26 protein-coding genes and 1 pseudogene are annotated in these 25,312 nt (G+C 69.6%); 18 read left to right on the top strand and 9 right to left on the bottom strand.

Annotated elements, in window-relative coordinates; translation table 11 throughout:
* From NL1_RS38350 to NL1_RS32355, 10 genes and pseudogenes are all read left to right on the top strand, one after another.
* Positions 1-815: pseudogene (locus tag NL1_RS38350) on the top strand (hypothetical protein); the annotation flags it as partial.
* A 210-nt stretch (positions 816-1,025) separates the two neighbouring features.
* Positions 1,026-1,697 (top strand): HAD family hydrolase, encoded by a 672-nt coding sequence (locus tag NL1_RS32390; protein ID WP_339379970.1) that lies wholly within the window; start codon positions 1,026-1,028, stop codon positions 1,695-1,697.
* Positions 1,698-1,924: 227 nt separating this feature from the next.
* Positions 1,925-2,785 (top strand): HalD/BesD family halogenase, encoded by an 861-nt coding sequence (locus NL1_RS32385; RefSeq protein ID WP_067847684.1) that lies wholly within the window; start codon positions 1,925-1,927, stop codon positions 2,783-2,785.
* Between the two features lie 31 nt (positions 2,786-2,816).
* Positions 2,817-3,641, top strand: coding sequence for a class I SAM-dependent methyltransferase (locus NL1_RS32380; RefSeq protein ID WP_174553498.1), 825 nt, complete (start codon positions 2,817-2,819; stop codon positions 3,639-3,641).
* Between the two features lie 111 nt (positions 3,642-3,752).
* Positions 3,753-5,612, top strand: coding sequence for a choline/carnitine O-acyltransferase (locus NL1_RS32375; RefSeq protein WP_245673687.1), 1,860 nt, complete (start codon positions 3,753-3,755; stop codon positions 5,610-5,612).
* Positions 5,609-6,175 (top strand): GNAT family N-acetyltransferase, encoded by a 567-nt coding sequence (locus NL1_RS32370; RefSeq protein ID WP_245673686.1) that lies wholly within the window; start codon positions 5,609-5,611, stop codon positions 6,173-6,175. Before NL1_RS32375 ends, NL1_RS32370 begins: the two co-directional genes overlap by 4 nt.
* Before the next feature lie 230 nt (positions 6,176-6,405).
* Complete coding sequence (locus NL1_RS32365) at positions 6,406-6,669, top strand: phosphoribosyl-ATP diphosphatase (protein WP_067847679.1); 264 nt, start codon at positions 6,406-6,408, stop codon at positions 6,667-6,669.
* 125 nt (positions 6,670-6,794) lie between these two features.
* The gene (gene hisG / locus NL1_RS32360; protein ID WP_067847675.1) at positions 6,795-7,646 is read left to right on the top strand and encodes an ATP phosphoribosyltransferase; all 852 of its coding nucleotides are present in this window, start codon (positions 6,795-6,797) and stop codon (positions 7,644-7,646) included.
* A gap of 150 nt (positions 7,647-7,796) precedes the next feature.
* Positions 7,797-7,931 carry a hypothetical protein gene (locus tag NL1_RS39965; RefSeq protein WP_281180895.1) on the top strand — a complete coding sequence of 45 codons (135 nt, stop codon included), beginning with the start codon at positions 7,797-7,799 and terminating at the stop codon, positions 7,929-7,931.
* Positions 7,931-9,097, top strand: coding sequence for a YeiH family protein (locus tag NL1_RS32355; RefSeq protein ID WP_084511259.1), 1,167 nt, complete (start codon positions 7,931-7,933; stop codon positions 9,095-9,097). The genes NL1_RS39965 and NL1_RS32355 overlap by 1 nt, the downstream gene beginning before the upstream one ends.
* A gap of 7 nt (positions 9,098-9,104) precedes the next feature.
* Here the strand turns inward: NL1_RS32355 and NL1_RS32350 are convergent, their stop codons facing one another.
* The gene (locus tag NL1_RS32350) at positions 9,105-10,013 is read right to left on the bottom strand and encodes a RecB family exonuclease (protein WP_067847702.1); all 909 of its coding nucleotides are present in this window, start codon (positions 10,011-10,013) and stop codon (positions 9,105-9,107) included.
* A gap of 82 nt (positions 10,014-10,095) precedes the next feature.
* Between NL1_RS32350 and NL1_RS32345 the strand changes: the two genes are divergently transcribed.
* Complete coding sequence (locus tag NL1_RS32345; RefSeq protein ID WP_067847671.1) at positions 10,096-10,929, top strand: tRNA (adenine-N1)-methyltransferase; 834 nt, start codon at positions 10,096-10,098, stop codon at positions 10,927-10,929.
* A gap of 124 nt (positions 10,930-11,053) precedes the next feature.
* Here the strand turns inward: NL1_RS32345 and NL1_RS32340 are convergent, their stop codons facing one another.
* Positions 11,054-11,587: a WKL family lipoprotein gene (locus NL1_RS32340; RefSeq protein ID WP_067847668.1), complete on the bottom strand. Its 534-nt coding sequence runs from the start codon at positions 11,585-11,587 to the stop codon at positions 11,054-11,056.
* 181 nt (positions 11,588-11,768) lie between these two features.
* Between NL1_RS32340 and arc the strand changes: the two genes are divergently transcribed.
* A complete protein-coding gene (gene arc / locus NL1_RS32335) occupies positions 11,769-13,529 on the top strand; it encodes a proteasome ATPase (RefSeq protein ID WP_067847699.1) in 1,761 nt (586 codons plus the stop codon).
* A gap of 638 nt (positions 13,530-14,167) precedes the next feature.
* Here arc and NL1_RS32330 read toward each other — a convergent pair.
* On the bottom strand, positions 14,168-15,712 hold the full coding sequence (locus tag NL1_RS32330; protein WP_067847696.1) for an acyl-CoA synthetase: 1,545 nt from the start codon (positions 15,710-15,712) through the stop codon (positions 14,168-14,170).
* Between the two features lie 140 nt (positions 15,713-15,852).
* Here NL1_RS32330 and NL1_RS32325 point away from each other — a divergent pair, with 140 nt between their 5' ends.
* Both NL1_RS32325 and NL1_RS32320 read left to right on the top strand, forming a co-directional pair.
* A complete protein-coding gene (locus NL1_RS32325) occupies positions 15,853-16,992 on the top strand; it encodes a PucR family transcriptional regulator (RefSeq protein ID WP_084511257.1) in 1,140 nt (379 codons plus the stop codon).
* A gap of 84 nt (positions 16,993-17,076) precedes the next feature.
* Positions 17,077-17,955 (top strand): bile acid:sodium symporter family protein, encoded by an 879-nt coding sequence (locus tag NL1_RS32320; protein WP_067847662.1) that lies wholly within the window; start codon positions 17,077-17,079, stop codon positions 17,953-17,955.
* A 6-nt stretch (positions 17,956-17,961) separates the two neighbouring features.
* Here the strand turns inward: NL1_RS32320 and NL1_RS32315 are convergent, their stop codons facing one another.
* The gene (locus tag NL1_RS32315; protein ID WP_218024518.1) at positions 17,962-18,465 is read right to left on the bottom strand and encodes a PNPOx family protein; all 504 of its coding nucleotides are present in this window, start codon (positions 18,463-18,465) and stop codon (positions 17,962-17,964) included.
* A 132-nt stretch (positions 18,466-18,597) separates the two neighbouring features.
* Between NL1_RS32315 and NL1_RS32310 the strand changes: the two genes are divergently transcribed.
* The 3 genes from NL1_RS32310 (at position 18,598) to NL1_RS32300 (ending at position 21,283) form a co-directional block, all read left to right on the top strand.
* Positions 18,598-20,133, top strand: a complete 1,536-nt coding sequence (locus NL1_RS32310) for an ArnT family glycosyltransferase (protein ID WP_084511253.1) — start codon at positions 18,598-18,600, stop codon at positions 20,131-20,133.
* A 22-nt stretch (positions 20,134-20,155) separates the two neighbouring features.
* On the top strand, positions 20,156-20,524 hold the full coding sequence (locus tag NL1_RS32305; RefSeq protein ID WP_067847659.1) for an arsenate reductase family protein: 369 nt from the start codon (positions 20,156-20,158) through the stop codon (positions 20,522-20,524).
* 78 nt (positions 20,525-20,602) lie between these two features.
* Positions 20,603-21,283, top strand: a complete 681-nt coding sequence (locus NL1_RS32300; protein ID WP_067847657.1) for a TIGR00266 family protein — start codon at positions 20,603-20,605, stop codon at positions 21,281-21,283.
* 200 nt (positions 21,284-21,483) lie between these two features.
* Here the strand turns inward: NL1_RS32300 and NL1_RS32295 are convergent, their stop codons facing one another.
* Entirely contained in the window at positions 21,484-22,032 is a 549-nt protein-coding gene (locus NL1_RS32295; RefSeq protein ID WP_067847654.1) for an NUDIX hydrolase, read from the bottom strand.
* Between the two features lie 90 nt (positions 22,033-22,122).
* On the opposite strand from NL1_RS32295, the gene NL1_RS32290 reads away from it, so the two are divergent.
* Complete coding sequence (locus NL1_RS32290) at positions 22,123-22,464, top strand: nitroreductase family deazaflavin-dependent oxidoreductase (RefSeq protein WP_373862612.1); 342 nt, start codon at positions 22,123-22,125, stop codon at positions 22,462-22,464.
* Between the two features lie 13 nt (positions 22,465-22,477).
* Here NL1_RS32290 and yidC read toward each other — a convergent pair whose 3' ends face one another.
* From yidC to NL1_RS32270, 4 genes are all read right to left on the bottom strand, one after another.
* Positions 22,478-23,380, bottom strand: a complete 903-nt coding sequence (gene yidC / locus NL1_RS32285; RefSeq protein WP_067847648.1) for a membrane protein insertase YidC — start codon at positions 23,378-23,380, stop codon at positions 22,478-22,480.
* 94 nt (positions 23,381-23,474) lie between these two features.
* A complete protein-coding gene (locus NL1_RS32280) occupies positions 23,475-23,771 on the bottom strand; it encodes a DUF6412 domain-containing protein (RefSeq protein WP_067847687.1) in 297 nt (98 codons plus the stop codon).
* Between the two features lie 104 nt (positions 23,772-23,875).
* A complete protein-coding gene (locus tag NL1_RS32275) occupies positions 23,876-24,688 on the bottom strand; it encodes a helix-turn-helix domain-containing protein (protein ID WP_067847645.1) in 813 nt (270 codons plus the stop codon).
* Positions 24,689-24,853: 165 nt separating this feature from the next.
* Positions 24,854-25,312 (bottom strand): PucR family transcriptional regulator (locus NL1_RS32270; protein ID WP_162272790.1); only part of this gene is annotated, 459 nt, incomplete at its 5' end.

Here is a 25,312-nt window from a genome sequence, read left to right as displayed (position 1 = left end):
TCGCCACGTCCGCCGCGACCGCGAGCACCGGGAACGCCTCCGACGCCACCGAATTCGTGCCGTCGGCGGCGCTCTCGTCCGCGCCGCCGTCGCCGCCGCCGATCGGACCGTCCGGCGGCGGCACGCTGCCCGGCGCGACCGCAGGGGGCGGGCCGAACAAGCAGACTCTCGCCCTCGTGGCCGCCGCCGCGGTGGTCGTGTTGGTCGTCGTGGTGGCTTTCGTCCTCTCCGGCGGGGACCGGGGCGGAGAGGACGGTTCCACCGCGGCTCCGCCCTCCGGGACCGGTGAGCCGGTGCAGCCTCCGCAGAGTGCCGATGGCGGGCCGGCCGAGGGGCCCCAGGCTCAAGCCCCCACCGCCGCACCGCAGAACGCCGACACCCCGACCGCCGTGCCCGCCACGCCCTCCGGTAGCGCTGCGCCGTCTTCGGCTCCGTCCAGCAGCCCGGGTCATCCGAGCAGTACGACGCGTCCGCCGGCGACCACGATCACCACCACGCCGTTCGGCCCGCCGACGCCCGACCGGATCGCCCAGTTCATCCAGGGCTACTACGGCATGCTGCCGGGCAACGTGTCCGGCGCCTGGTCCCAGCTCGCGCCCGGCTATCAGTCCCAGACCGGCGGCTACAACTCCTACGCCTCGTTCTGGTCGACCATCCGCTCGGTCCAGGTCAACGGGATCACCCCGCGCGGCGACGACGGCGCCACCGTCTCGCTGACCTACGTGAAGACCAACGGCTCGGTCGATCGGGAGAACCGCTGGATTCAGGTCCGCCAGGACGGCGGCAGGTTGGTCATCACCGCCTCCGGAGTGTGACGTTCCGCCTGCCGGGAGCACTTTCGGCTGAGCGCGGTCCTGCGTGACCGACGATGGATCGCGTCCGGGCCGCGCCTGTCGGGCCCGTGCTCCGGGCGGGCGCGGGCTGTCGACGGACGGCGGGCGGGTGGCGCCCACTACGCTGGACGCCGATGTGTCGGCGGGCGTATAGGCCCGCCGATTCGACGGATACGAGGAGAACGACCGCACGTGACAGCGCGACTCGCCGCGGTGCTGTGGGACATGGACGGGACGCTGCTGGACTCGGAGAAGCTCTGGGACATAGGGGTCAGGGAGCTGGCGGTGGAACTCGGCAGCGTGATGACCCGAGAGATCCGGCACGCGCTCATCGGCGCGTCGGGCCCGAACGCCCTGCGCATCCTGTTCGACGGCCTCGGCCTCGACCCGACACCGCAGGCGCTGCGGGAGGCAGCCGGTTTCCTGGAGCGACGGGTGACCGAGCTGATGACCGGCCCCATTCCATGGCGGCCCGGCGCCAAGGACGCGCTCGGCCTGGTCCGCGACGCGGGCTTGGCCTCGGCGCTCGTCACCAACACCAAGCGCTCGCTGACCGAATACGGCCTGGACACCCTCGGCCGCGACTTCTTCGATGTCTCCGTTTGCGGTGACGAGGTGCCGGAGGGCAAACCCGAACCGGACGTCTATCTGCGCGCCGCCGAACTGCTCGGCGTCCCTCCGCGCGACTGCGTGGCGATCGAGGATTCGCCCACCGGCGCCCGCGCCGCCGCGGCCGCGGGCTGCGCCGTCCTCGTCGTCCCCTGCGAAATTCCGGTACCGGACGCTCCCGGTCTGGTCTTCCGCGACAGCCTCGTCGGCCTCACCCACGCCGACCTGGAACGCACCCTGCACGCGCGCGGCTGACGTTCGCGCCCCGTCCCGCGCACACCGCGTCGGGGCGATCGCGCGGCCGAAGAACACGTTCCAGATTCGCGAGACCGGTCGGTTCGATTCGGCTCTCGACACCGGCGGATGCTCGGGAGTTACTGTGCTGCAACGCAAGTGCGCGCAGATATTAAGTGTGACTGTGTTCACCGGCAACTTTTCCGGATCCCCGGGCGTGTCGCCGAGCGCTGCACCAAAATGACGCCATGGCAGCGACGGGTGTACTCGACGAAATCGTCGATACCGCAAGGTATCCGCTCGAATCACCGGGATCGGCGGGGTGGCGGGCGGCGGTCGACGCGGCGCGGGCCGACCTGGCCGACGGCGGCTGCACGGTCCTGCGCGAGTTCATTCGCCCCGAGTTGATCGAGACGCTGCGCGCGCAGGGCGAGGACATGGCGCCGCACGCGCACTACGAGGTGGAGCGGGTCAACGCCTACAACATTCCGCTGGATACCGAACTGCCCCCGGATCATCCGGGCAGCATCGTCATGGACCGTGGGAACGCATTCGTGCCCCGTGACCGCATCCCGGCGGACGCGCTGATCCACCGGCTCTACACCAGCGGCGCGTTCCAGCGCTTCGTCGCGGACTGCTTCGGCCTGTCCGAGCTGCACGAATACGCCGACCCACTGGCGGGCCTGTGCCTGAACGTGGTCGCGCCGGGCATGTCGCACCCGTGGCACTTCGACACCAACGAGTTAACCGTCAGCATGCTCACCCAGCTGCCGGAAGCGGGCGGTGTTTTCGAATACTGCCCCGACATCCGCTCGCCGCAGGCCGAGAACCTGGCCGACGTGCGCGACGTGCTGACCGGAACCGGTGAGCGCCTGGTCCGCAGCCTCGCGCTGCGCCCCGGCGATCTGCAACTGTTCCAGGGCCGTTTCTCGCTCCACCGCGTGTCCCCGGTTACCGGTGGCAGGCAACGACATTCGGCGATCTTCGCCTATACCGACCGGCCCGGTGTCATCGGCACCGTGGAGCGGACCCGCCAGCTGTTCGGCCGAGTCCTGCCCGAACACGTCGCCGAGGACCGCCTGGTTCGCGGCGACCGGCTACTCGACTGAGCTCAGCTCGACCCGAGAGGAACGAACACACGTGCCAGTGCCGTTACACACGACCGGGAAAGCCTCCTTCGACGACATCTACGACCGTCCCGATCCCCGCGAGTACTACGCACGGATGTCCGAGCTGGACTACCGCATACCGGAACTGGCGAAGCCCTTCTTCGAGCAGCAGATCCGGGAGTACCGCGCCTCCGCGCGCGTCGCCACGCCGACCGTGCTGGACATCGGCTGTTCCTACGGGGTGAACGCGGCACTGCTGCGCTTCGACACCGGCATCGGCGAGCTCGCCAAGCACTACGCCGCCGCCGACGGCGACGCCGACCGTGACCAGCTCGTCGCCCGCGATCGGAGCAGGCTCGCCGAGTCCGATCACCACTCCGACGTGCGCTTCATCGGCATGGACGCCGCCCGCCCCGCGCTGGACTACGCGCACGCCACCGGATTGCTGCACGACATCGTGCACGCCGACCTCGAATCCGCCGATCCCACCGACGAACAGCGCGAGGTGCTCGCAGGCGCCGATATCGTCCTCTCGACCGGCTGCATCGGCTACGTCACCGAGAAGACGCTGCTGCGGATCGCCACCGCGCACCCGCGGCGCAGGCCGTGGATGGCGCACTTCGTGCTGCGCATGTTCGACTTCGATCCGATCGCCGAGGAACTGGCAGCGCTCGGCTACCGCACCGAGCAGGCGCCCGGCCTGTACGCGCAGCGCAGGTTCGCCTCCGCCGACGAACAGCAGCGCGTGCTGAACACGCTGTCGGACAAGGGAATCGACACCCAAGGCCGCGAAGCCGATGGCTGGCTGTACGCGCACCTCTACCTGTCCCGGCCGGGCCCCAAGGGCCGCCCCTGAGCTTTCGCTCGAAAACCTCGGCAGGCCTCTTGTCGAAACTCGGCATCGTCGCCGAGGATCTGTAGTGGAGCAACGCACTCCACGAACTCCCGCGCACGGTGCTGTCCCGCCGTGCGCGTCTCACCCACCGACCCGAACCGCGAGGACTCCGACTTGACCGACCGCACCTTCGCCGCCGAAGATCACCTGCCCCGGGTACCGCTGCCGACGCTGGAGGACAGCTGCGCCAGGTTCCTGGAGTGGTGCACCCCGCTGCTCACCGACGACGAGCTCGCCACCACCGAGGCGGCGGTCGCCGATCTGCTCCGTCCGGACGGCCCGGGCCGGACGCTGCACGCGGCACTGGCGGACTACGACGCCACGCCGGGCGTCGGCAGTTGGCTCGATCTGTTCTGGCCGTCGCGCTATCTGGGCCGTCGCGACCGAATCGCCCTGAACGCCAACTTCTTCTTCCTCTTCCGCGAAGACACCACGCTGGCCGCCTCCACCGCGGCCGATCAGGTGGAGCGGGCGGCGGCCATCATCTCGGCCGCCGTGGACTACAAGCTCGCCCTCGACGAGGAGGCCGTCCCGCCGGTCACTCAGCGCGGGCAGCAGCTGTCCATGTGGCAGAACAAGTACCTGTTCTCCGAGACCAGGATTCCGGGCGAGCAGCAGGACACGGTCCGGGTGCCCTACAGCCCGGAGTGGCCCGGCCCCTCGCGGGAGCGGCACATCGTGGTGTTCTACCGCGGGAGCATGTTCCGGATGGACGTGATCGGCGAGGGCGGCGCGCCGTACTCGCTCGACGACCTCGCCGACGGTCTGCGCGCGGTGCTGAAGGCCGGGTCGCGCTCGGCGCGCACCGACACCGCCGTCGGTCACCTCACCACCAAGGCGCGCGCCGAATGGGCCGCGAGCCGGGCCGCGCTCCGCGCCGAACCCGCCAACGTCGCGGCGCTCGACACCATCGAGACCGCGCTGTTCTGCCTGTGCCTGGAGGACTTCGCCCCGCGCGACACTCAGCACGCCTGCGACCAGCTGCTGCACGGCGACAGCGCCAACCGCTGGTTCGACAAGGCCGTCTCGTTCATCGTCTTCGGCGACGGGCAGGCGGGCATCAACGTCGAGCACTGCGGGCTGGACGGCACCACCATCCTGTCGTTCGTCGACACCTTGCTCGAGACGTCGGCCGCCCAGCACGCGGAACGCTCGGGCGCGCAGGCGCAGGGGCTGCCGCCCGTGGAGCCGATCGAATTCACCCTCGACGCCGCGCTGCGCACCGACATCGCGGCGGCGGGCGCCGCCTTCGCCAACTACGCGTCCGAAAACGCCACGCAGACAGTCTCTTTCGAGGACTTCGGCACCGCGCGGGCCAAGCAGCTCGGCATCTCGCCGGACGCCTTCGCCCAGCTGAGCTACCAGCTCGCGCACCGGCGCAGCAAGGGCATCACCGGCGCGACCTACGAATCGATCGCGACCCGCCAGTATCGCAACGGCCGCACCGAGGCCATGCGCGTGGTGACGCCGGAGATGATCGCCTTCGTCGACGCCATGCAGGATCCCGCCGCCGACACCGCCGCCCGGCTCGCGGCCGCGCGCACCGCCGCGGCCAAGCACGTCGCGCGGGCCAAGCAGTGCCAGGCCGGTGACGCGCCGGAACAGCACCTGTGGGAGCTGGAGTGGATCCAGCGCCGCCGGGGCGCGGAACTCGGTGTCACCGAGCCGATTTCGCTCTACGGCAGCCCCGGCTGGGTGATCATGCGCGACGACTACCTCAGCACCAGCTCCGCGCCCTCGGTCAATATCCAGTACTTCGGTTTCGGCTCCACAAGCCCGCGCTGCATCGGCGTCGCCTACGTGCTGCTGCCCGACCGCTGGAACCTCTACCTGGCGACGCCAACGGCGGTGGCCGGCCAGATGCACGAGTTCGCCGATTATCTGCGCGTCGCGGTCGCCGAACTGGCGGACCTGTTGGCCTCGGAGCAGTGACCGGCGCCGAGGAGGTGCGCGCGCCGGAATTCACCTGGCGCCGCGTCACCGAGTCGGATTTCCCGCTGCTCGGCGGCTGGCTGGCGCGTCCGCACGTGGCGAAGTGGTGGAACCACGAGCTCTCGCCGGAGGCGGTGCGGCGCGATTTCGGCCCCACCGCCCGCGGTGAGGAACCCGCCGAAGACCTCCTCGCCTACGCCGACGGCGTGCCGATCGGCCTGGTGCAGCGGTGCCGGATCGCCGACTACCCGGAGTACATCGACGAGCTGCGCGAGCTCGCCGACGTGCCCGGGTCGGCGATGACCCTCGATTACCTGGTCGGCGAGCCGGACTCGGTCGGTCGCGGCGTGGGGTCGGCGATGATCCGCGCCGCCCTGGCCGACACCTGGGCGGCGTATCCGGAGGCGGATTGCGTGGTCGTGCCTGTCTCGGCGGCCAACGCCGCGTCGTGGCGGGCGCTGGAGAAAGCGGGACTGCGGCGCGTCGCGGAGGGCGAGCTGAAGCCGGACAACCCGGCCAACGGCACGCTGCACTACGTCTACCGCATCGACCGTCCGCGCTGAATCCGGATCGCGCTCGCGCCCGCGCCGAGTCGCCGTGCCGAACCACCACGACGGTTCGGCACGGCACGCCGGGAGGGGTCCGGTCACCGCGGACGCTGGGCATTCCGCCGCGTTCGCTCCTGCCGCGCGCGGACCTCGTTCGCGCGCGTGTGTCGGACGCGCGACTCGGGGCCGGTCGGAGGTGGACCGGGGCGGTAGCTGGGAATGCGCGTCTGAAAGAATGGCCAGCCGTGAAGACTTTCGAAGCCCTGTTCGCCGAGCTGCAGGATCGTGCCATCACCCGCCCCGAGGGTTCCGGCACCGTGGCCGCGTTGGACGCCGGTGTGCATGCCCAGGGCAAGAAGGTGCTCGAGGAGGCGGGCGAGGTCTGGCTGGCCGCCGAACACGAGAGCGACGAATCGCTGGCCGAGGAGATCTCGCAGCTGCTCTACTGGGTCCAGGTGCTGATGGTGGGGCGGGGACTGAAGCTCGACGACGTGTACCGACATCTGTGACGGTCGCGCCTATTCCGTAGTTTCGCTTCCCGCGTGAGCGGGTCAGGCCCGGAGGCGGCAGCGAAGCGTGACCACGGAGGGCCCCCGCTCATGCCAAGTCGAACACCGAAAGGACATCCACCCCCATGCTGCGCGTCGCAGTCCCCAACAAAGGCGCCCTGTCCGAATCCGCGACCTCCATCCTGACCGAGGCCGGATACCGCAAGCGCACCGACTCGCGCGACCTGAGCGTGCTCGACCCGGCGAACCAGGTCGAGTTCTACTTCCTCCGCCCCAAGGACATCGCCGTCTACGTCGGCTCCGGCGAGCTCGACCTCGGCATCACCGGCCGCGATCTGGCGCTGGATTCCGGCGCGCCGGTGCAGGAGCGCATCGCGCTCGGCTTCGGCCGCTCCACCTTCCGGTACGCCGCACCCGCAGGCCCGGAGTGGAAGGTCGAGGATCTCCACGACAAGCGCATCGCGACCTCCTACCCGAACCTGGTGCGCGCCGACCTCCGGCGCCGCGGCATCGAGGCCGAGGTGATCCGCCTCGACGGCGCGGTCGAGATCTCCATCCAGCTCGGCGTCGCCGACGCCATCGCCGACGTGGTCGGCTCGGGCCGTACGCTGCGCCAGCACAGCCTGGTCGCTTTCGGCGAGACGCTGTGCGATTCGGAGGGCGTGCTCATCGAGGCGGTCGGCTCCGACCAGAACGACCGAGCCCGCAACCAGCTCGTCGCCCGTATCCAGGGCGTGGTGTTCGCCCAGCAGTACCTGATGCTGGATTACGACTGCCCGAAGGACCTGCTCGAGCAGGCCGTGCGGATCACGCCGGGTCTGGAGTCGCCGACCGTCTCCCCGCTCGCCGATCCCGGGTGGGTCGCGGTGCGAGCGCTGGTGCCGCGCGGCAAGGGCAACGCGGTGATGGACGAGCTCGCCGACCTCGGCGCCAAGGCCATCCTGGCCACCGACATCCGGTCCTGCCGGGCCTTCTGATCACACCGGACGATCCGGGCGGATACCGGAGCGTATCCGCCCGGATCGTCCGTTCCCACCGATAGATTCACGGAGAATTCAACCGCTGCGGCCGGTGACGGCGCGTTGGTACGGTGCGGCCTCTCGATGAGGAACGCAAGGAGCACCACCGTGTCGCAGACACCGCCCGAGGAACGTCCGGGCAGCACTTTCACCTGGAACGAGGACTGGCTGGCGGCGATCGCCGGACTGGCGCTCATTGCGCTCGTCCTCGTCGGCGCGATCCCGGATTGGCTGGTGCCCTGATGTCGGACACCGAAGCGCGGCAGGCCGATTCCGCGCCACCCGCCGATCCACCGGTGCGCTCGGAAACCTCGGCGCTGCAAGCGATCCCGCGTCCGACGGCGGCGCAGATCGCGGCCGGTATCACCGCTGTGCTCGTGCTCGGCGCGCTCACCAGGTTCTTCGAGACGCACGTTCCGCAGTGGGCGGTGGACACCCCGTTCCAGCGGGTGGCCAAGTCGATCGAATACCCCGTCTACGCTATCGCGCTCGGCCTGCTCGGCAATCTGGCGCTGACGAAACTGAATCTGCGAGAACGTCTTTCGGCGGGTTTCCGCACCGAGTTCTTCATCAAGACCGGCGTGGTGCTGCTCGGGGCGTCGATCAACCTGAGGATTCTGGTGACCGCGGCGGGCCCGGCGATACTGCAGGCGCTGCTGCTGATCACCGCCGTGTTCGGCTTCACCTGGTGGTTCGGCGGGCGGCTCGGGCTCGACGACAAGCTGCGCGCACTGCTCTCCTCGGCGGTGTCGATCTGCGGGGTCAGCGCGGCGATCGCCGCCGCGGGCGCGGTGCAGGCGCGGCGCGAGCAGATCGCCTACGCGGCCTCGCTGGTCATCATCTTCGCGCTGCCGTCGATCTTCCTGCTGCCCTGGCTGGCCGACATGCTCGGGCTCTCCGACGCGGTGGCGGGCGCCTGGATCGGCGGCAATATCGACACCACGGCCGCCGTCGCGGCCTCCGGCGCCATCGCGGGCGAGCAGACGCTGCAGATCGCCACGATCGTCAAGACGACGCAGAACGCGCTCATCGGACTGGTCGCCATCGCGCTGACCGCGTACTTCACCCTGCGCGTCGAGCGCAGGCCCGGAGCCGCGCGGCCGTCGGCGCGGCAGTTCTGGGACCGGTTCCCGAAGTTCGTGCTCGGCTTCGTCGCGGCGTCGGTGATCGGCACGATCTACCTCGCCTCGGTGGACAAGAAGACCGGCTCCGCGCACCTCGCGATCGTCAACGACCTGCGCACCTGGTTCCTGATTCTGGCCTTCGTCTCGATCGGCCTGGAATTCTCGCTGCGCGGCCTGCGCGAGGCGGGATGGCGGCCCATTGCCGTCTTCGGCTCCGCCGTCGCGGTGAATCTGCTTGTCGGCCTTGGCCTCTCGGTGCTACTGTTCCGCAACTTCAGCGGGTGAACCTGGGTCAGTCGGCGACGGCCTCGGCCAGGGTCTCGTCCGGCGACTCGCCGTCGCCCTCCGGCCAGCCGGGGTACGGCGGCGGGGTGCCGCCGTACTCCGGGCACAGCGGTTTGTAGTCGCAGTAACCGCACAGCCAGCTCGTGGACGGCGGGAATTCGCCGCTGCGGCCCGCCTCGCGCACCGCCGCCCACAGTGCCGACAGGGTGCGTTCGAAGCGGCCGAGCTCCTCGGCGTCGGGCGCGTAGGTGAGGATCTGGCGGTCGGCCAGGTAGATCAGGCGCAGCTGGGCGGGCAGCACGCCGCGGGTGCGCAGCACCACCAGCGCGTAGAACTTCAGCTGGAACAGCGCCTTGGTCTCGTGGGTGAGACCGGGCGCGCGGCCGGTCTTGTAGTCGACCACCCGCAGTTCGCCGGTCGGGGCCACGTCGATCCGGTCGACATACCCGCGCAGCAGCACGCCGTCGTCCAGCTCGACCTCCACCCTGGCCTCCCGGGACTCCGGCTCGAACCGGGTCGGGTCCTCCAGCTGGTAGTAGCTGTCGACCAGGGCGCGGACCTCGGCGAGAAACGGCGTCAGCCCGTCGGCCGCGACCAGCTCGGCGATCTCCGGCTGCGCCGCGAGCACCCTGGCCCAGGCCGGTTCCACCAGCGCGGCGGCCCGCTCGGGCCCGCGATCCGCGGCGGGCAGCCCGTACAGGTCCTCGAGCACCGCGTGCACCACCGTGCCGCGCACCGCGTGCCGCGAGGGCGGCTCCGGGATCCGGTCGATCGCGCGCAGCCGGTACTTCAGCGGGCACTGCTTGAAATCCATTGCCCGCGAAGGAGACAGCGCGGGCCTGCGGCCTCGCTCGGCGGGCCGTGGCGCCGGTGTGGAGGCGGCGTCGGCAGGGGGCGTGGACACGGGCGCTGGCATACCTGGCAGGCTATCCGGCGGCACCGACACGCCGGTGCCGAACCGTGACGACAGCACGAGAACCAGCAGCGAACGGAGATTCATGACGGCCAGACGGACCGGGCCATTCACCACCGGGGACCGGGTGCAGCTGACCGATGCCAAGGGACGCCTCTACACGGTGATCTTGGAGCCGGGCAAGGAGTTCCACACCCACCGCGGCGGGATCAAGCACGACGATCTGATCGGCGCCGACGAAGGCAGCCTCGTGCACTCCACCAACGGCACCCCGTACCTGGCCCTACGCCCGCTGCTGGTCGACTACGTGCTGTCCATGCCGCGCGGCGCGGCCGTCATCTACCCGAAGGACGCCGCGCAGATCGTGCACGAGGGCGATGTGTTCCCCGGCGCGCGCGTCCTGGAGGCCGGGGCGGGCTCCGGCGCGCTGACCTGTTCGCTGTTGCGCGCGGTCGGCCCGGAGGGCGAAGTCGTCTCCTACGAGATCCGCGAGGACCACGCCGAGCACGCCGTCCGCAATGTCGAACGCTTCTTCGGCGAACGTCCAGCTAACTGGAATCTGACCGTCGGCGACGTCGCCGATTACACCGGCGAACCGGTGGATCGGGTGGTGCTGGACATGCTGGCGCCGTGGGACGCGCTGCCCGCGGTGTCCAAAGCGCTGGTGCCCGGCGGTGTCCTCATCGTGTACGTGGCGACCGTCACCCAGCTGTCCAAGGTGGTCGAGGCGCTGCGCGAACAGGAATGCTGGACCGAGCCGCGCTCCTGGGAGTCGATGATCCGCGGCTGGCACGTCGTCGGCCTCGCCGTGCGTCCCGAGCACCGCATGCAGGGCCACACGGCCTTCCTGGTGAGCGCACGCAGGCTCGCCGAGGGTGTGGTCACCCCCAAGCCGCAACGTCGCCCCTCGAAGGGCTGAGGCCCGCTACCTCGCCCGCGAATCGCGAACGCGCCCGTGTGAGGTTTCCTGGGAAACCACGCACGGGCGCACGGGCCACTGGGTCGTGCGCGGACCGGGAGGCGACGAGATCGACGCGCGGGAATCAGGGCGCGCAGGGCGCCTGGGCGAAGCCGAGCATGGTGCACGCGGTGGCGTCCGAGAGCTTCCACTTGCCGACGACGTGCTGCCAGGTCATCGGCATGGCGGGGGCCGAGCCGTGCGGGGAGGTGATGACGACCTGGGCGGTCGCGGTCTCGCCCTCGGCCTTGACGTCGGTGACCACGAAGGTGAGCTGGCCGTAGCCCGCCAGCAGCTGGTTCATCTGGTCGATGTTGGCGGCGCGCTTCTGGCCGTCCACGATGACCGCGGTCTTCTCGGCCGTGGGCTTGCTCGGATCGGCGACCAGTGCCAGGGTGGCCTGAAGTTCCTCGGCCTTGGGCGCGTCGCCTGCCGCGTGGTCGTGACCGCCCGTGGCGCCGGTCGTGGCGGCAGCCGAGGTGGTGGCCACCGCCGAGGTGCCGGTCGCGGCGGTGTCGGACGAGTCGTCCGAGCCGCAGGCGGTCAGCCCGACCGTAACGGCGAGGGCGGCCGCGGCGGTAGCCACGGAAACACGCAGGGTCTTGGCGGGAAGGAGCATTGTCTAGCAACCTTTCGGCTCAGGTGGCGAGGGACCTCGCCCCGTGTCGGGTTAGGGCAGGCTAACATGGACATTCGGCCGCCGATCGCAGCACAGATGTGATCACGACGAAACCATGTCGGAAAGCGAGAACGGTTCGCGCCCGGTAGCGTTGATAGACCGGGACTGGGAGGAGCAGCACATGAGCCCCATCGAGAATTCGGATTCGGCGGCCTGGAGAGAGCTCGAGGCGATACGCGCCGAGGCGGCTGCACTCCGAAGGCAACTCGCCGATTCGCCGGATCGCACACGGGAATTGGAAGCCCGCATCGATTCGCTGACCATTCGCAACACGAAGCTGATGGACACCCTCAAGGAAGCGCGCCAGCAACTGGTCGCACTGCGTGAGGAAGTCGATCGGCTGGGTCAGCCGCCGAGCGGATACGGCATCCTGATCGGTGTGTACGACGATCAGACGGTCGACGTGTTCACTTCGGGTCGCAAGATGCGGTTGACGTGTTCACCGAACATCGATACCTCGATCCTCGAATACGGTCAGACCGTCCGTCTGAACGAGGCGCTCACGGTCGTCGAGGCGCACACCTACGACTCGGTCGGCGAGATCGGCACCCTGCGCGAGATCCTCGACGACGGTCGCCGCGCGCTGGTCGTCGGCCATGCCGACGAGGAGCGTGTGGTCTGGCTGGCAGGCCCGCTGGCCAAGGTCGCCGAATACGACGATCTGGACGATCCCGATTCGCCCATTCGTAAACTGCGGCCCGGTGATTCGCTGCTGGTCGACACCAAAGCCGGCTTCGCTTTCGAGCGCATCCCCAAGGCCGAGGTCGAAGATCTCGTGCTGGAGGAAGTCCCCGACGTCGACTACAACGACATCGGCGGTCTCGGACGCCAGATCGAGCAGATCCGCGACGCGGTGGAACTGCCGTTCCTGCACAAGGATCTGTTCCGCGAGTACGCGCTGCGTCCGCCCAAGGGCGTGCTGCTCTACGGTCCGCCCGGCTGCGGTAAGACGCTGATCGCCAAGGCGGTCGCCAACTCGCTGGCCAAGAAGATCGCCGAGGCGCGCGGTGAGGACGCCAAGGAAGCCAAGTCGTTCTTCCTCAACATCAAGGGCCCCGAGCTGCTCAACAAGTTCGTGGGCGAGACCGAGCGCCACATCCGGATCATCTTCCAGCGGGCGCGCGAAAAGGCCTCCGAGGGCACGCCGGTGATCGTGTTCTTCGACGAGATGGACTCGATCTTCCGCACCCGCGGCTCCGGTGTCTCCTCCGATGTGGAGACCACCGTTGTGCCGCAGCTGCTTTCGGAGATCGACGGTGTCGAGGGCCTGGAGAACGTCATCGTCATCGGCGCCTCCAACCGCGAGGACATGATCGACCCCGCGATCCTGCGGCCCGGCCGCCTGGACGTGAAGATCAAGATCGAGCGGCCGGATGCCGAATCGGCACAGGACATCTTCTCCAAGTACCTGACCGAGCACCTGCCGCTGCACGCCGACGATCTCGACGAGTTCGGCGGCGACAAGGTCGCCTGCATCTCCGCGATGATCGAACGGGTCGTCGACCGGATGTACGCCGAGAGCGAGGACAACCGCTTCCTGGAGGTCACCTACGCCAACGGTGACAAGGAAGTCCTGTACTTCAAGGACTTCAACTCCGGCGCCATGATCCAGAACATCGTGGACCGCTCCAAGAAGTACGCCATCAAGGCGGTGCTCGACACCGGCAACCCGGGTCTGCGCATCCAGCATCTCTACGATTCGATCGTGGACGAGTTCTCCGAGAACGAGGACCTGCCCAACACCACGAATCCCGATGACTGGGCCCGCATTTCGGGTAAGAAGGGCGAGCGCATCGTGTACATCCGCACCCTGGTGACCGGCAAGAACGCCAGCGCCAGCCGTGCGATCGACACGGAGTCGAACACGGGTCAGTACCTGTAGTTCGGTCGTGTACGGGCCGCGCCTCCTGCGGGGGTGCGGCCCGTACCATATCGGGCGAGCGGATCGTGTACTTCCGGCTGCGCTCGATGCACCGGCAAGAACGCCAGCGCCAGCCGTGCGATCGACACCGAGTCGAACACGGGTCGGTACCTGTAGTTCGGTGGTTGTGCCGAGGGCCGCGTCTCCCATGGGGCGCGGCCCCCGGCGCGTCTGGCGAACGGATCCCCTCATCCCACTGAGTGGAATGTGACCCAACCCACTGGACGCTTGTCTAGGAAGATAGCACCAGCTGAAAGCCCTGTTTCGGGTGCGCACGCGATGCTTCTCCGGTCTTTTTGGACCGAAAACGCCTCCGGCAAACATCTGAATCATGCATGCTTCAGATCAACGGCGCCGACCATGTGCGCCGCGTCTAGATGAGGAGTACCCCATGTCCGGATCTGCAGCGGATTTCCTGGCCGAAGTTCTGATCAAGACCATCCAGCAGCTGCTGGGGTCGGGCAGCGCGAGCTGAGCGCACCGCCGCCTCCGCGGCGGCCACGTGCGGACTGCCGACGGACGCCGTCGGGCAGCGCACGTGGCCACCGCGCGCGACGGATCGAAGGGCCGAGCCTCTTGCGGGGCCCGGCCCTTTGCGATCAGTTGACCTGTCGCGCCCCGTTGTCCCAATACTTCTGCCGCAGATCGCGTTTCAGGATCTTCCCGGCGCCCGAGACCGGCAGCGCGTCCACGATCTCGATACTGCGTGGCGCTTTGTACCCGGCGATCAGTTCCTTGGCGTGGCCGCGAATCTCCTCCGCCGTCACCTGTAGGCCCGGCTTGCAGACGATGACCGCGTGCACCCGCTCGCCCCATTCGGCGTCGGGTACCCCGATGACCGCCACCGCGGCGACGGCCGGGTGCGCGGCGACGGCATTCTCCACCTCCGCGGAGTACACGTTCTCACCGCCGGAGACGATCATGTCCTTGATCCGATCCACGATGTAGACGTAGCCGTCCTCGTCCATGTAGCCGCCGTCCCCGGTGTGCATCCAGCCGTCCCGCACCGCGTCCGCGGTCTCGGCGGGCTTGTTCCAGTAGCCGAGCATCACGTGGCCGCCGCGCACCGTCACCTCGCCGACGGTGCCACGCGGCACCTCGACGCCGTCGGAGTCCACGATCCGGATCTCGCTGTGCGGCGCGGCCCGTCCCGCCGACCGCAGCCGACCGTCCAGGTGGTCCTGCGGGCCGAGCAGCGTGGCGATCGGCGCGACCTCGGTCATGCCGTAGGCCTGGGCGAACCCGGCGTTGCCGAAGGCGGCCATCGCGCGCTCGAGTACCGCCTGCGAGATCGGCGAGGCGCCGTACATGATGTGCTCCACGCTGGACAGGTCGAACTCGGCCGCGCGCGGGTGGTCGACCAGCATCTGGATCATCACCGGCACCAGCACGGAAGAACTCACCCGGTGCTGCTGGATCGCCGTCAGAGTGGCCACCGGGTCGAACGCCGGGATCATCACGTGGGTGCCGCCCAGCATCAGCACACCCTGCCATCCGGCCAGGTCGGCGAGATGGAACATCGGCGCCGCGTGCAGGAAGACCGCACCGGGGGCCATCAGGAACCCGGTGGCGACGCCGCCCAACGCGGAGGTCAGCAGATTGGCGTGGCTGAGCACCACGCCCTTGGGGAATCCGGTGGTGCCGCCGGTGTAGAAGACGCCCGCCGGCGCGTCGCCGCCGCGGCGCGCGTCCGGGATCGGCGCGGCGCCGGCGATGAGCCTCTCGTAGTCGAGCGCGCCTTCGGGGGCCGGGCCGTCGCCGCAGTGGATCACCGCGCGCAGTTCGGGATACTGCGCCCGCAGCGCAGGCACCATGGGGGCGAACGCGTCGTCGACGAAAAGCACCTGGCTGTCGGAATCGGCAAGGGAGTAGGCGATTTCGGCCGGACTCCAGCGGATGTTCACCGGATTGAGGACGGCGTCCGCCCACGGCACCGCGAGCAGGTACTCGTGGTAGCGGTCCGAGTTCAGCGACAGCATCGCCACCCGGTCGCCCGCGCCGACGCCGAGGCCGCGCAGCGCGCCCGCCAATCGGGAAACCCGGTCGAGCACCTCGCGATTGGTTCGGGTGCGCGGACCGCAAATGGTCATCAGGCCGTCGGGGTTGTGCTGGGCGGCGCGGTGCAGGCCCTGAGTCAGATACATCGTCGATCCTCGTCGAACAGCGGTGGTCGGTCCCGACGAGTATTCGATGAGAAGTGTGATCTGCGCCATGGAGAGCGTGTCGAACTATCAGTCGCCGGTTTGTTGATTTATCCAAACATCCGGTCGTAGGCTCGGCCCCCATGAGCAGACGCCCGACCGCCCCGGAACGACGGGTGGTGGCGCGTGTGCGTCACCGGTCGCCCGAACTCGTCGACCGGGTGGTGGCGCGGGCCAGGGCGGAGATGTCCGCCTACGCGCCGCTGCCCGCCCCGACCATCGCCGCGGCCACCGCCTCGATCATCGACCGCCTGCTCACCGCGTTGCACGACGGCCACCCGTTGACCTCCGAGGATCTGACGGCGCTGCGCGCGTTCGGCGAAATCCGTGCCCGCCAAGGTGTTTCACTCGCCGACGTGCAGAACGGCTGGCGCATCGCGGTCCGCGAGATCCTCGCCGAACTGACCGAGGCGGCCGGGGAGAGCGAGGTCGCCGATCGCACCCTGCTGCGGTTGACCACCGCGCTGCTAGATCTCGTCGACGCGGCCGTCGTCCCGTACAGCGCCGGGCACCGCGATGTCGAGATCGCCGCGGCCCGGCACGACGAGCAGTTCCGCGCCGAGTTCACCCGGGCCGTGCTCCTCGGCACCCTCGGCCCCGCGGACCTGCGCATTCGCGCCCAGCAGCTCGGCGTCGACCCGGAACTCGAGTACCGCGCGTACCGCGCGAGGGCTGACGAACCCCTGGCCTCCGGCCGGATCAACGCCGCGAGCGGGTTCGTGACCACGGTGGACGGCGACATCGCCGGGTTTGTGGAAAAGTCCAGAAGCCCGGGAGGGCACGGCGTCGTCGGTCTCGGCACGCCGACCCGCCTGGAGGACTTGGCTCGCTCGTTCCGCCTGGCGGGCCGCATGCTGGCCACCGCACAGCTGTTCGGCCGCACCGGAATCGTCGATCTGGACAGCGTCGGCCTGCTGCCCGCGATCGCCGCCGACACCGATCTCGGCGCGGAACTCGTCCGGCGCTATCTGGCCGCCCTCGGCGGTGGCGAATCCGCCCGCACGCTCATCGACACCGTCGAGGCCTATCTCGACACCGGCCTGCGCATCGAGGCCACCGCCGAGCGACTCGTGGTGCACCCCAACACCGTTCGCTACCGCCTGAGTCGTTTCGAAGAGCTCACCGGCGCCGATCTGCGCGCCGCACACACCGCGCTGCAAGTGTGGTGGGCGATCCAATACCGTAAGACCCAACATCCTGGGGATCGCCCGACGCGCAGGTGAGACTTTCGCCGCGCGGGCTTTGCTCCCGTGCCTTCCCACCGATACCGTCGAATCCGGTGGATGACGGCTCGGAAGGAGATTCGCATGGGTTCAACGGCTTTCGCCGTATTTCTGCCGCTGGCGCTGGCCCTGGTGATGTTCGGTCTCGGGCTGACGCTCACCGTCGACGATTTCGCCAGGGTGCTGCGCTATCCCGCGGCCGCGGCGATCGCGCTGGTCTGCCAGATGGTGTTGCTGCCCGCCGCGTGCCTCGGGCTCATCCTGTTGTTCCGCGTGGAGGGCGCGCTCGCGGTGGGCATGATGCTGCTCGCGGCCTCGCCCGGCGGACCGTCGGCGAATCTGTTCAGCCACATCGCCGGTGGGCACGTCGCGCTGAACATCACACTCACCGCGGTGAATTCGGTGCTCGCGGTGTTCACGTTGCCGTTGGTCGTCGCGCTGTCCTACACGGTGTTCCTGGACGGCGAGGGCTCGATCGGGTTGCGGCCGGACAAGTTCGCGCAGGTCTTCGCGATCGTGCTGGTGCCCGTCGTGCTCGGCATGTGGGTGCATCGACGGTTCACCGATTGGGCGCAGCGGATGCGCGGTGCGGTCAAGGTGTTGTCGATCGTGGTGCTGGCGCTGGTGGTCGCGGCGGCGGTGGCGAAGAACTTCGAGACGCTCACCGAGCACCTGGGCGAGCTGGCCGCGCTGTGCCTGGTGTTCGCCGTGCTGAGTCTGACGGTCGGGTACGTGGTGCCGCGGCTGTTCGGCGTCGACGACGATCAGGCCGTCGCCTCGGCGATGGAGATCGGCATCCACAACGGCGCGATCGCGATCGCCGTCGCGGTCTCGGTGCTGCACGACGATGTGATGGCCGTGCCCGGTGCGGTGTACGGCGTGCTGATGAACATCCCGGCCGCCGCCGCGGCCTACCTCCTGGCGCGCCGACGTAGACCCGTACCGGCGACCGCGGCGGTGTAGGCGGGATCAGACCGGCCGCAGCTCCACGACGACACCGCCCTGCCGCCAGGTCTGGTAGATGTCGGCCTTGCTCGGGGAGCCGTCGGCGTCGAACCCGATGCCGCTGAACGAGGCATTGGTCTTGTTGTCCCTCGCGATGATCTGGAACAGCCGCATCACGTCCTGCTCGCCGGTGTGCACCACCGGATCGAAGCGCTCGGGTTCCCCGCCGCGGGTCAGTGTGACCGGCGTACCGGTGCGCAGGTTCTTCACCCACGGCCGCAGCAGGGTGCCGACCAGCAGCGCGCCGTCGTGGGGGGTGTATGCGACCGGCACCGTGTAGATCTTGCCCGAGCTGCGGCCGACGACGTGCAGCGTCATCAGTCGTTTGCCCACCACCCGGGAGAGTCCGGGGACGCGCAGCAGCGCGCGCACTACGCGGTTCACCGCGGCCTGATAGCGCGGGATCGGACTGGGGCCGCTGGTAGTGGGTGTGCCGTAAGGATTTTCGGGCTTCGATGCGTCGCTCATCCTTCCAGTATGTGCCGAACCCGGTCGGCTACGCCGAAAGGCTGATCTCGACTCGCCCCGTGGGTGGATGGGCGAGCGGGCGTTTCCCGTTAGATTCGACCAGGCCCGAGTCCGAACTCGTCGAGGAGCGGCGTGATCCAAACGGTAGATCGTCAGGAGCAACACATCACGGGGGAGGAGCGCCCTCCGGTGGCGACCGCGGGCATCGCCGTCGTGGCGGGCCTCTCCCTTGCGGTGCTGCTGTTCTCGGCGAGCCGCTACGGCTACTTCGGCGACGAGCTGTACTTCCTGGCCGCGGGCCGCCACCCGTCCTTCGGCTACGCCGATCAGGGCCCGGTGCTTCCGATGCTGGCCCGGCTCATGGACACCCTCGCCCCCGGATCGTTCTTCGCGTTCCGGCTGCCCGCGGTCGCGCTGACCACGCTGGCCGTGGTACTCACCGCACTGCTGGCCAGGGAATTAGGCGGCGGCCGCGGCGCACAGCTGCTCGCGGCCGCCGCCTACGCGACGTCGCCGTTCCTGCTGTTGCAGGGCAAGATGCTCACCACCAACGCGATCGACACCGTGCTGTGGGTGATCATCACCTGGCTCGTCGTGCGCTGGGTGCGTACCCGCCACGATGCGCTTCTGCTGTACGCCGCGCTCGTGACGGCGCTGGACATGCAGGTGAAATGGCTGATCCCGTTCTTCTGGATCGCGGTCGCCGTGACCTCGCTGGCGCTGGGTCCGCGCGAACTGGTCCGGCGCCCGCTGCTGTGGCTCGGCGGCGCGATCGTCCTGCTCGCGACGGTGCCGACGCTGATCTGGCAGGCGGGCAACGGCTGGCCGCAGCTGCGCATGGGCGAGGTGATCAGCGGTGAGCAGGGCGTTCTCGGCGGGCGGTTGATGTTCGTTCCGCTGGCGATCATGACCGCGGGCTTCCTGGGTGCGATCGTGCTGGCGTTCGGCGTGTGGACACTGCTGCGCAATCCCGCGCTGCGCCCCTATCGCTTCCTCGGTGCCACGCTGCTAGTGCTCGTCGCGATCTTCCTGGTGATGGGCGGACGCATCTACTACATGGCGGGCATGTACGGCGTGGTGCTCGCCGCGGGCGCCGTCGGGCTGGTCGAGCTGGCCCACCGGCTGCGCCCCGCGTCGCGCCGGCTGCTCACCGGGGGCGGGGCGGCCGCGGTGCTGTGCTCCACGGCGCTCGTCCTGTGGTCCACGCCGTGGCAGCACCCCGACCGCATCGCACCGCCCGCCGACGACGCCGAGGCCGCGATCAATATCGGTGTGTACGGCGAATTCGGCTGGCCGGAGCTGACCGCCGCGGTGTCGGAGGCCTACGCCGCCCTCGACCCCGCCGAACGCGCGAACGTCGTCATCGTCACCGACACCTACTGGCAGGCCAGCGCGCTCGATCAGTTCGCGCGCGACGAGCTGCCGCCGGTCTACAGCCCGAGCCGCGGCTACGGCTACTTCGGCAGGCCGGTCGACGCGGCGAGCACGGTGCTCGCCGTCGGTGTGACCGAGAGCTTCCTGCGCTGGAATTTCGACAGCGTGGAGCCGGTCGGCAAGGTGGAAAGCAGGCTCGGCTTTCCCGGCAACACCCGGGACGTCACCGTGTGGGCGTGCTCCGGGCTGCGCCATCCGTGGGCCGAGACGTGGCCGAACTTGATGCATCTGTAGCGCGACGTGATTATCTGAAGGCATGACATCCGAACAGACCGAGATCTGGCACAACCCGCGGTGCTCGAAGAGCCGCACCGCGACGGCGCACCTGGACGAGACGGGCGCGAACTACACCGTGCGCCGCTACCTGGACGACCCGCCCACCGCGGACGAGGTGCGCGAGGTGCTGCGGCGGCTCGGCGCGCAACCGTGGGACATCACCCGCACCGGCGAGCAGATCGCCAAGGACCTTGGCATGGCGGACTGGGGCCGCACACCCGCCGACCGCGATCGGTGGATCGAGGCGCTGGCCGCCAATCCGCAGCTGATCCAGCGTCCGATCGTGCTCACCGCCGACGGTGGCGCGGTGGTCGCACGCAGCGACGACGCGCTGCGCTCGCTCGGCTGACCCGTCTCGCGAATCCCGGGTTCCCCCGGCGGAATTCGCCGATCCCTGCCTGCCGCGCGCACGCGGTAGGGTCGGCGCATGAAGGTACAACTGCGCCACAATCCCGCCTCCACCGTCGCGCGGTGCTTCCTCGCGGGCGGTGAGCCGATGCGGGTCGAAAGCGGCGCCATGGTCGCCCATTCGGCGGGTATCACCCTGCAGGCGAAGGCCGAGGGCGGCATTCTGGCCGGGCTCAAGCGCTCGGTGCTCGCCGGGGAATCGTTCTTCGTGTCGACGTTCACCGCACCGCAGCAGGGCGGGTGGGTCGACGTCGCGCCCGCGTTGCCCGGCGACATGCTGAACCTGCAGATCACCCCGGACCGGCCGTTCTTCATCAGCCGCGGCGGCTGGATCGCCAACTCGCACGGCGTGCAGGTGGAGAGCAAATGGGGCGGCTTCGCGAATCTGTTCGGCGGCGAGGGCGGCTTCGGCCTGCGCGCACACGGCGAGGGCGAGATCGTGGTCGGCGTCTTCGGCGCGATCGACGTGATCGACCTGCAGCCCGGCGAACCGATCACCATCGACACCGGACACGTGGTGGCCTACGACCTGGCGATGAACTTCACCATCCGGCGCGCCGTCTCGGGCCGCTCCATCCAGTCGCTGAAGTCGGGCGAGGGCTTCGTCTTCGACTTCGTCGGCCCCGGCCGGGTGTTGCTGCAGACCCGCAACCCGGGTGCGTTCCTGTCCTGGGCCAGCACCGGCGCGTCGTCCAGCTGACCGCGGCGAGTCCCGCACGACGAGGACTTCCCTCCGAGTTCGTCACATTCGGGTAACCTCCCCGACACCCACGTCCGTGATGCTGGGCCCCCACCTGATGAATTACACGAAGGATTGCCTTTCATGGAGCTGCTCGAAGTCGTCGCCAACATCGTGACCACCATGCTGTCCCTGGGTAGCGGCAGCGCGGCGTAGCTGGTTCAGGCCAGGAGATCGCCGATCAGCACCCGGGTGTCCGGGACGAACGGCCAGTCCGGGTCGGCGAGGTGGGCGCGCAGTTCCGCGTCGGTCCACCACCAGCCGTCGGCGATCTCCTCGGGCTGATGACGGATGGGGCCGTCGTACCGCAGCTCGTAGGCGAACAGATGGCAGCGCATCGGCCTGCCCTCCCATTCCCCGTCCCAGGACGCGCTGGCCATCGGTAGTGGTGGCGTCGCGTGCTCGCCGAGCACGATGCCGAGCTCTTCGGCCAGCTCCCGGATCGCGGTTTGCGCCGGTTCCTCGCCCGGCGCGACGACACCGCCCGCGAGGCAGTCGTGCATCCCGGCGAACACCATCTTCGTGTCGGTGCGGCGGTGCACGTAGATCCGCTCGCCGTCCCCCGATCGCACCAGCACCCCGGAACTGGCGTGCCACAATCCCTCGCGATAGACCTCAGCGCGATCGGCGGCGCCGACCTCGCGCCCCTGCCGGTCGTAGACCGCGATCCTCTCACCGGAAGGACCGTCGAAGTTCGGCTGCGCTGACACCGCTCGAGGGTAACCTGGGCAGCGCACGCCACCTGGAGAGAGGACCGTCCGATGGTGCTTCCGCGCGCAGTGGCGAGATTCAACCGACACGTGACCAACCCCGTGGCGGGACTGGTCGCGGGCACGGTGCCGCCCTTCGCGATGGTGCGGCACAAGGGACGACGATCCGGCCGCGCCTACCGGACTCCGGTGTGGGTGTTCGAAGACGACGGCGTCTACCGCATCGCGCTGACCTACGGCCGCGAGGCCGAGTGGGTCAAGAACGTCCTCGCCGCAGGCGTTTTCGAGCTCGAGACCAAAGGCCACGCCGTCACACTGCGGGATCCGGTGGTGCTGGAGGACAGCTCGGCGAGCTGGGCTCCGCTCGGCGTGCGCCAGGTGCTGTGGGGCATCGGCGCCAAGCACTACCTGCGGGCGACGTCCGCCGCCTGACGGCGCGCCTGTGTCACCGGCGGCCGCGCCGGGTCTTCGCACCCGTCTGTGGTTTCACCCCCGGTTTCGGTGCGGTGTGTTCGCGCGTGACGGCCGACGCCTCCGCCTTTGCCCGGGCTTCGGCGTCGACGCGGCGGTGGACGAGATGCTGCTGCGCCAGCGTCCACGCGTTGTTCGACACCCAGTACAGCAGGATCGCGACCGGAAGCAGCGCGCCGCCGATCAGCGCGCCCGCGGGAAACACCCACAGCGTCAGCGTGTTCAGCATCGGCAGCTGTGCCGCGGTGGGGTCCTGGCGGGCGATCGTGGCGCGCGCCGTGAAGTGTGTCGCGATGGCCGCCACCAGCATCAGCGTGCCCGCGACTGCGGCGACCGCCGCGCTCGGGCTGCCCGCCAAGGTGGCCGACAGCGGCGCGCCGAAGAGGTCGGCGTGCAGGAAGGACTGCACGTCGGCGGCATCGAAGACGTAATTCGGGGTCTGCGCGTTCTGTTCGGGCGTCATCGGCGTCGGCGTCGCCTGGAAGGGGAGATGACCGACCGCCGCGGTGCGGTCGAACGAGCGCAGCACATGGAACAACGCGAGGAACACCAGTCCCTGGCCGAGCAGCGGCAGGCAGCCCGCCAGCAGTCCGACACCGTTGTCCCGTTGCAGTTTCTGGATTTCGACGGTCTGTCGCTGCCGGTCGTCGGGGTAGCGCTTGCGCAGCGCCTCGATCTGGGGTTGCAGGCGCTTCACGACGGCCTGCGTCCGGACCTGTTTCAGGAAAAGGGGATACATGGCGGCGCGGAGCGTGGCGACGAGGAACACCACCGCCAGCACCCAGGCCAGGCCGCTGGTGCTTCCGAGCAGCGCGGCGAATGCGGTGTGCCAGAGCCAGAGCACGGCGGAGACAGGGTAATAGACGACATCGAGCATGAGAGAGCACCTGATTCGGTGAGGCGTGCGCGCACGCAGGGGGATGGTCACGGCGCAGGGCCGACCACACCCGCGCCACGGCGCGGGCCGTCGATCAGCCCGTGACCAGACCCGGTGCTCGCGGCCGCGGACGGCCCGCCGTGTCGGGATTGCTCTGTCGCAGATAGGAACCGCGCCTGCGGCGCTGCGCCGACGGCGGTGGTCCGCCGCGGGGGACCACCGCGGGCGCGACCGCGGCGCCGTGCAGCGCCACCATCGCGAACACCGCGACGGCGAGGACGCCGAGCGCGGCCAGCGACGCCTGTTCGGGCAGGGGCGTGGCGAGTAGCGCGAGCGCGGGCGCCAGGCACGCGAATACCGCGAACGCCGTCAGCTGGACCCGCGAGAACATGGGATCGAGCGTACCGGGTGTGGGCGGTGCGGCGTCAGGGCGTACCTCCGCCTTCGCTCCGGCCGTGCGCGGGCTGTCGACGGACTGACGTCCGGCAGTGCCCATTAGGACCCGTCGCCGAGGTCCCACAGTTCGGTGCGGTGCAGCGCGGCGGGCGTCAGTCCGAAGGTGCGGCGGCAGGTGCGGGTGAGCTGGGTGCTGTCGTCGAAACCCGCGGCGTGCGCGGCGGCGGCGACGTCGTCGCCGGAACGGAATCGGCCGATCGCCACCCGCAGTCGCAGCCACAGGATGTACGGGCGCAACGGCATTCCGACCTGCTCGGCGAACAGGTGCGAGAGCCGGGCGGGGGAGAGCCCGACCCGCTTGGCCACGTCGGCGCCGCGAATCGAATGATCCGGCACCAGGCTCGGCAGCAGCCGTAGCGCCTCGGTCACCGCGCCGTGCCGGTGCGAGCCGCTGACCGTTGGCGCGCAGCGCAATTCGCGCACGACCGCGGCCACCTGCTCGGCAATCGGCGCGGTCGCCAGTGTCGCGGGCATGGCCTGCTGGTCGTCGGCCCAGCCGCCGGCGTGCGCATGGCGATCGGCGGCGGCGCCCGCCGCGGTGTCGGGATCGAGGTACAGCGCGGCGCCCTCGGCGGCGGTCTCGATCCGGTGCGGCGCGTCGGCGGGCACGATGATCCGGGTGCCACGGTGCCGGACCCCGCCCGCGTCCATCACCGTGATCGGCGTGCGCGCGGCGAGCACCTGGACGGTGTGGTGGGCGTGCAATGCGGTCGGGCGGATCGCGCCGCCGAAGGCGAGAATTCCGGGACGCAGTAAAGCCGTTGCCCGCTGCTGGGATTCGTCGGGCGTGCGGGCGCCGCCCGAAGCTGAGGGTGTCGCGGACACCCCGTCGGTGACCAGAGCCTTCTCCATCGGACGCTCCCGGCAGGTGACGCAAGGATCCGGGTTTCGGACCCACCGCCGAGACTATCCGGGGCGCACCGCGGCGGTGAGCGTTTTGGTCACGTGATCCAGGAATTCACCCACGATCGCTCGCGCGATCGTGATGTCCGGGAACCGGATCCGGTCGCAAGGGAATTACGGTGCGAAGGACGCGGATTCGAGGCGGCGGGCCAGCCGCGCGGCGGACAGCGTCATGGCGTCGGCGGGGCGGTGCGGATCCAGGCCGGTGAGTTCGTGCACGCGCGAGAGCCGATAGGTCACCGTGTTGCGGTGCACCATGAGCAGCCGCGCGGTGGCGAGCTGATTGAAGCCGGTGTCCACGAACGTCTCCAGCGTCTCGGCGAGCATCGGCTGGGCGTCCAGCGGGGCGAGTAGCACCGCCAAGCCCGGCCGCGCGGCATCGCTCACGGCGACGGTGTACTCGAACTGCAGGTCCGCTCGGCGACAGATGATCTCGCGCCGGGAAAGGCACCGGCCGAGCTCGGCGAGCACGCGCGCTTCGGCGGCCATCGCGGGGATCGCCGCCCTGGCGGGCGCCGCCCCGACGCCCACCCAGTACGGCGGGACCCGGCCGGGTGTGTGCGTGGGCAGGCG

The organism is Nocardia lijiangensis NBRC 108240, from assembly GCF_001613045.1.
Classification (GTDB): Bacteria; Actinomycetota; Actinomycetes; order Mycobacteriales; family Mycobacteriaceae; genus Nocardia; species Nocardia lijiangensis.
Note: the sequence above shows the minus strand (reverse complement) of the source record. Positions and strands in the feature narration are given on the sequence as shown.

Coding starts and splice junctions, on each gene's coding strand:
- NL1_RS32385 (WP_067847684.1), top strand. CDS start 1,925: ATGGCAGCGACGGGTGTACTCGACGAAATCGTCGATACCGCAAGGTAT.
- hisG (WP_067847675.1), top strand. CDS start 6,795: ATGCTGCGCGTCGCAGTCCCCAACAAAGGCGCCCTGTCCGAATCCGCG.
- NL1_RS32355 (WP_084511259.1), top strand. CDS start 7,931: ATGTCGGACACCGAAGCGCGGCAGGCCGATTCCGCGCCACCCGCCGAT.
- NL1_RS32350 (WP_067847702.1), bottom strand. CDS start 10,013: ATGCCAGCGCCCGTGTCCACGCCCCCTGCCGACGCCGCCTCCACACCG.
- NL1_RS32345 (WP_067847671.1), top strand. CDS start 10,096: ATGACGGCCAGACGGACCGGGCCATTCACCACCGGGGACCGGGTGCAG.
- NL1_RS32340 (WP_067847668.1), bottom strand. CDS start 11,587: ATGCTCCTTCCCGCCAAGACCCTGCGTGTTTCCGTGGCTACCGCCGCG.
- arc (WP_067847699.1), top strand. CDS start 11,769: ATGAGCCCCATCGAGAATTCGGATTCGGCGGCCTGGAGAGAGCTCGAG.
- NL1_RS32330 (WP_067847696.1), bottom strand. CDS start 15,712: ATGTATCTGACTCAGGGCCTGCACCGCGCCGCCCAGCACAACCCCGAC.
- NL1_RS32325 (WP_084511257.1), top strand. CDS start 15,853: ATGAGCAGACGCCCGACCGCCCCGGAACGACGGGTGGTGGCGCGTGTG.
- NL1_RS32320 (WP_067847662.1), top strand. CDS start 17,077: ATGGGTTCAACGGCTTTCGCCGTATTTCTGCCGCTGGCGCTGGCCCTG.
- NL1_RS32315 (WP_218024518.1), bottom strand. CDS start 18,465: ATGAGCGACGCATCGAAGCCCGAAAATCCTTACGGCACACCCACTACC.
- NL1_RS32305 (WP_067847659.1), top strand. CDS start 20,156: ATGACATCCGAACAGACCGAGATCTGGCACAACCCGCGGTGCTCGAAG.
- NL1_RS32300 (WP_067847657.1), top strand. CDS start 20,603: ATGAAGGTACAACTGCGCCACAATCCCGCCTCCACCGTCGCGCGGTGC.
- yidC (WP_067847648.1), bottom strand. CDS start 23,380: ATGCTCGATGTCGTCTATTACCCTGTCTCCGCCGTGCTCTGGCTCTGG.
- NL1_RS32280 (WP_067847687.1), bottom strand. CDS start 23,771: ATGTTCTCGCGGGTCCAGCTGACGGCGTTCGCGGTATTCGCGTGCCTG.
- NL1_RS32275 (WP_067847645.1), bottom strand. CDS start 24,688: ATGGAGAAGGCTCTGGTCACCGACGGGGTGTCCGCGACACCCTCAGCT.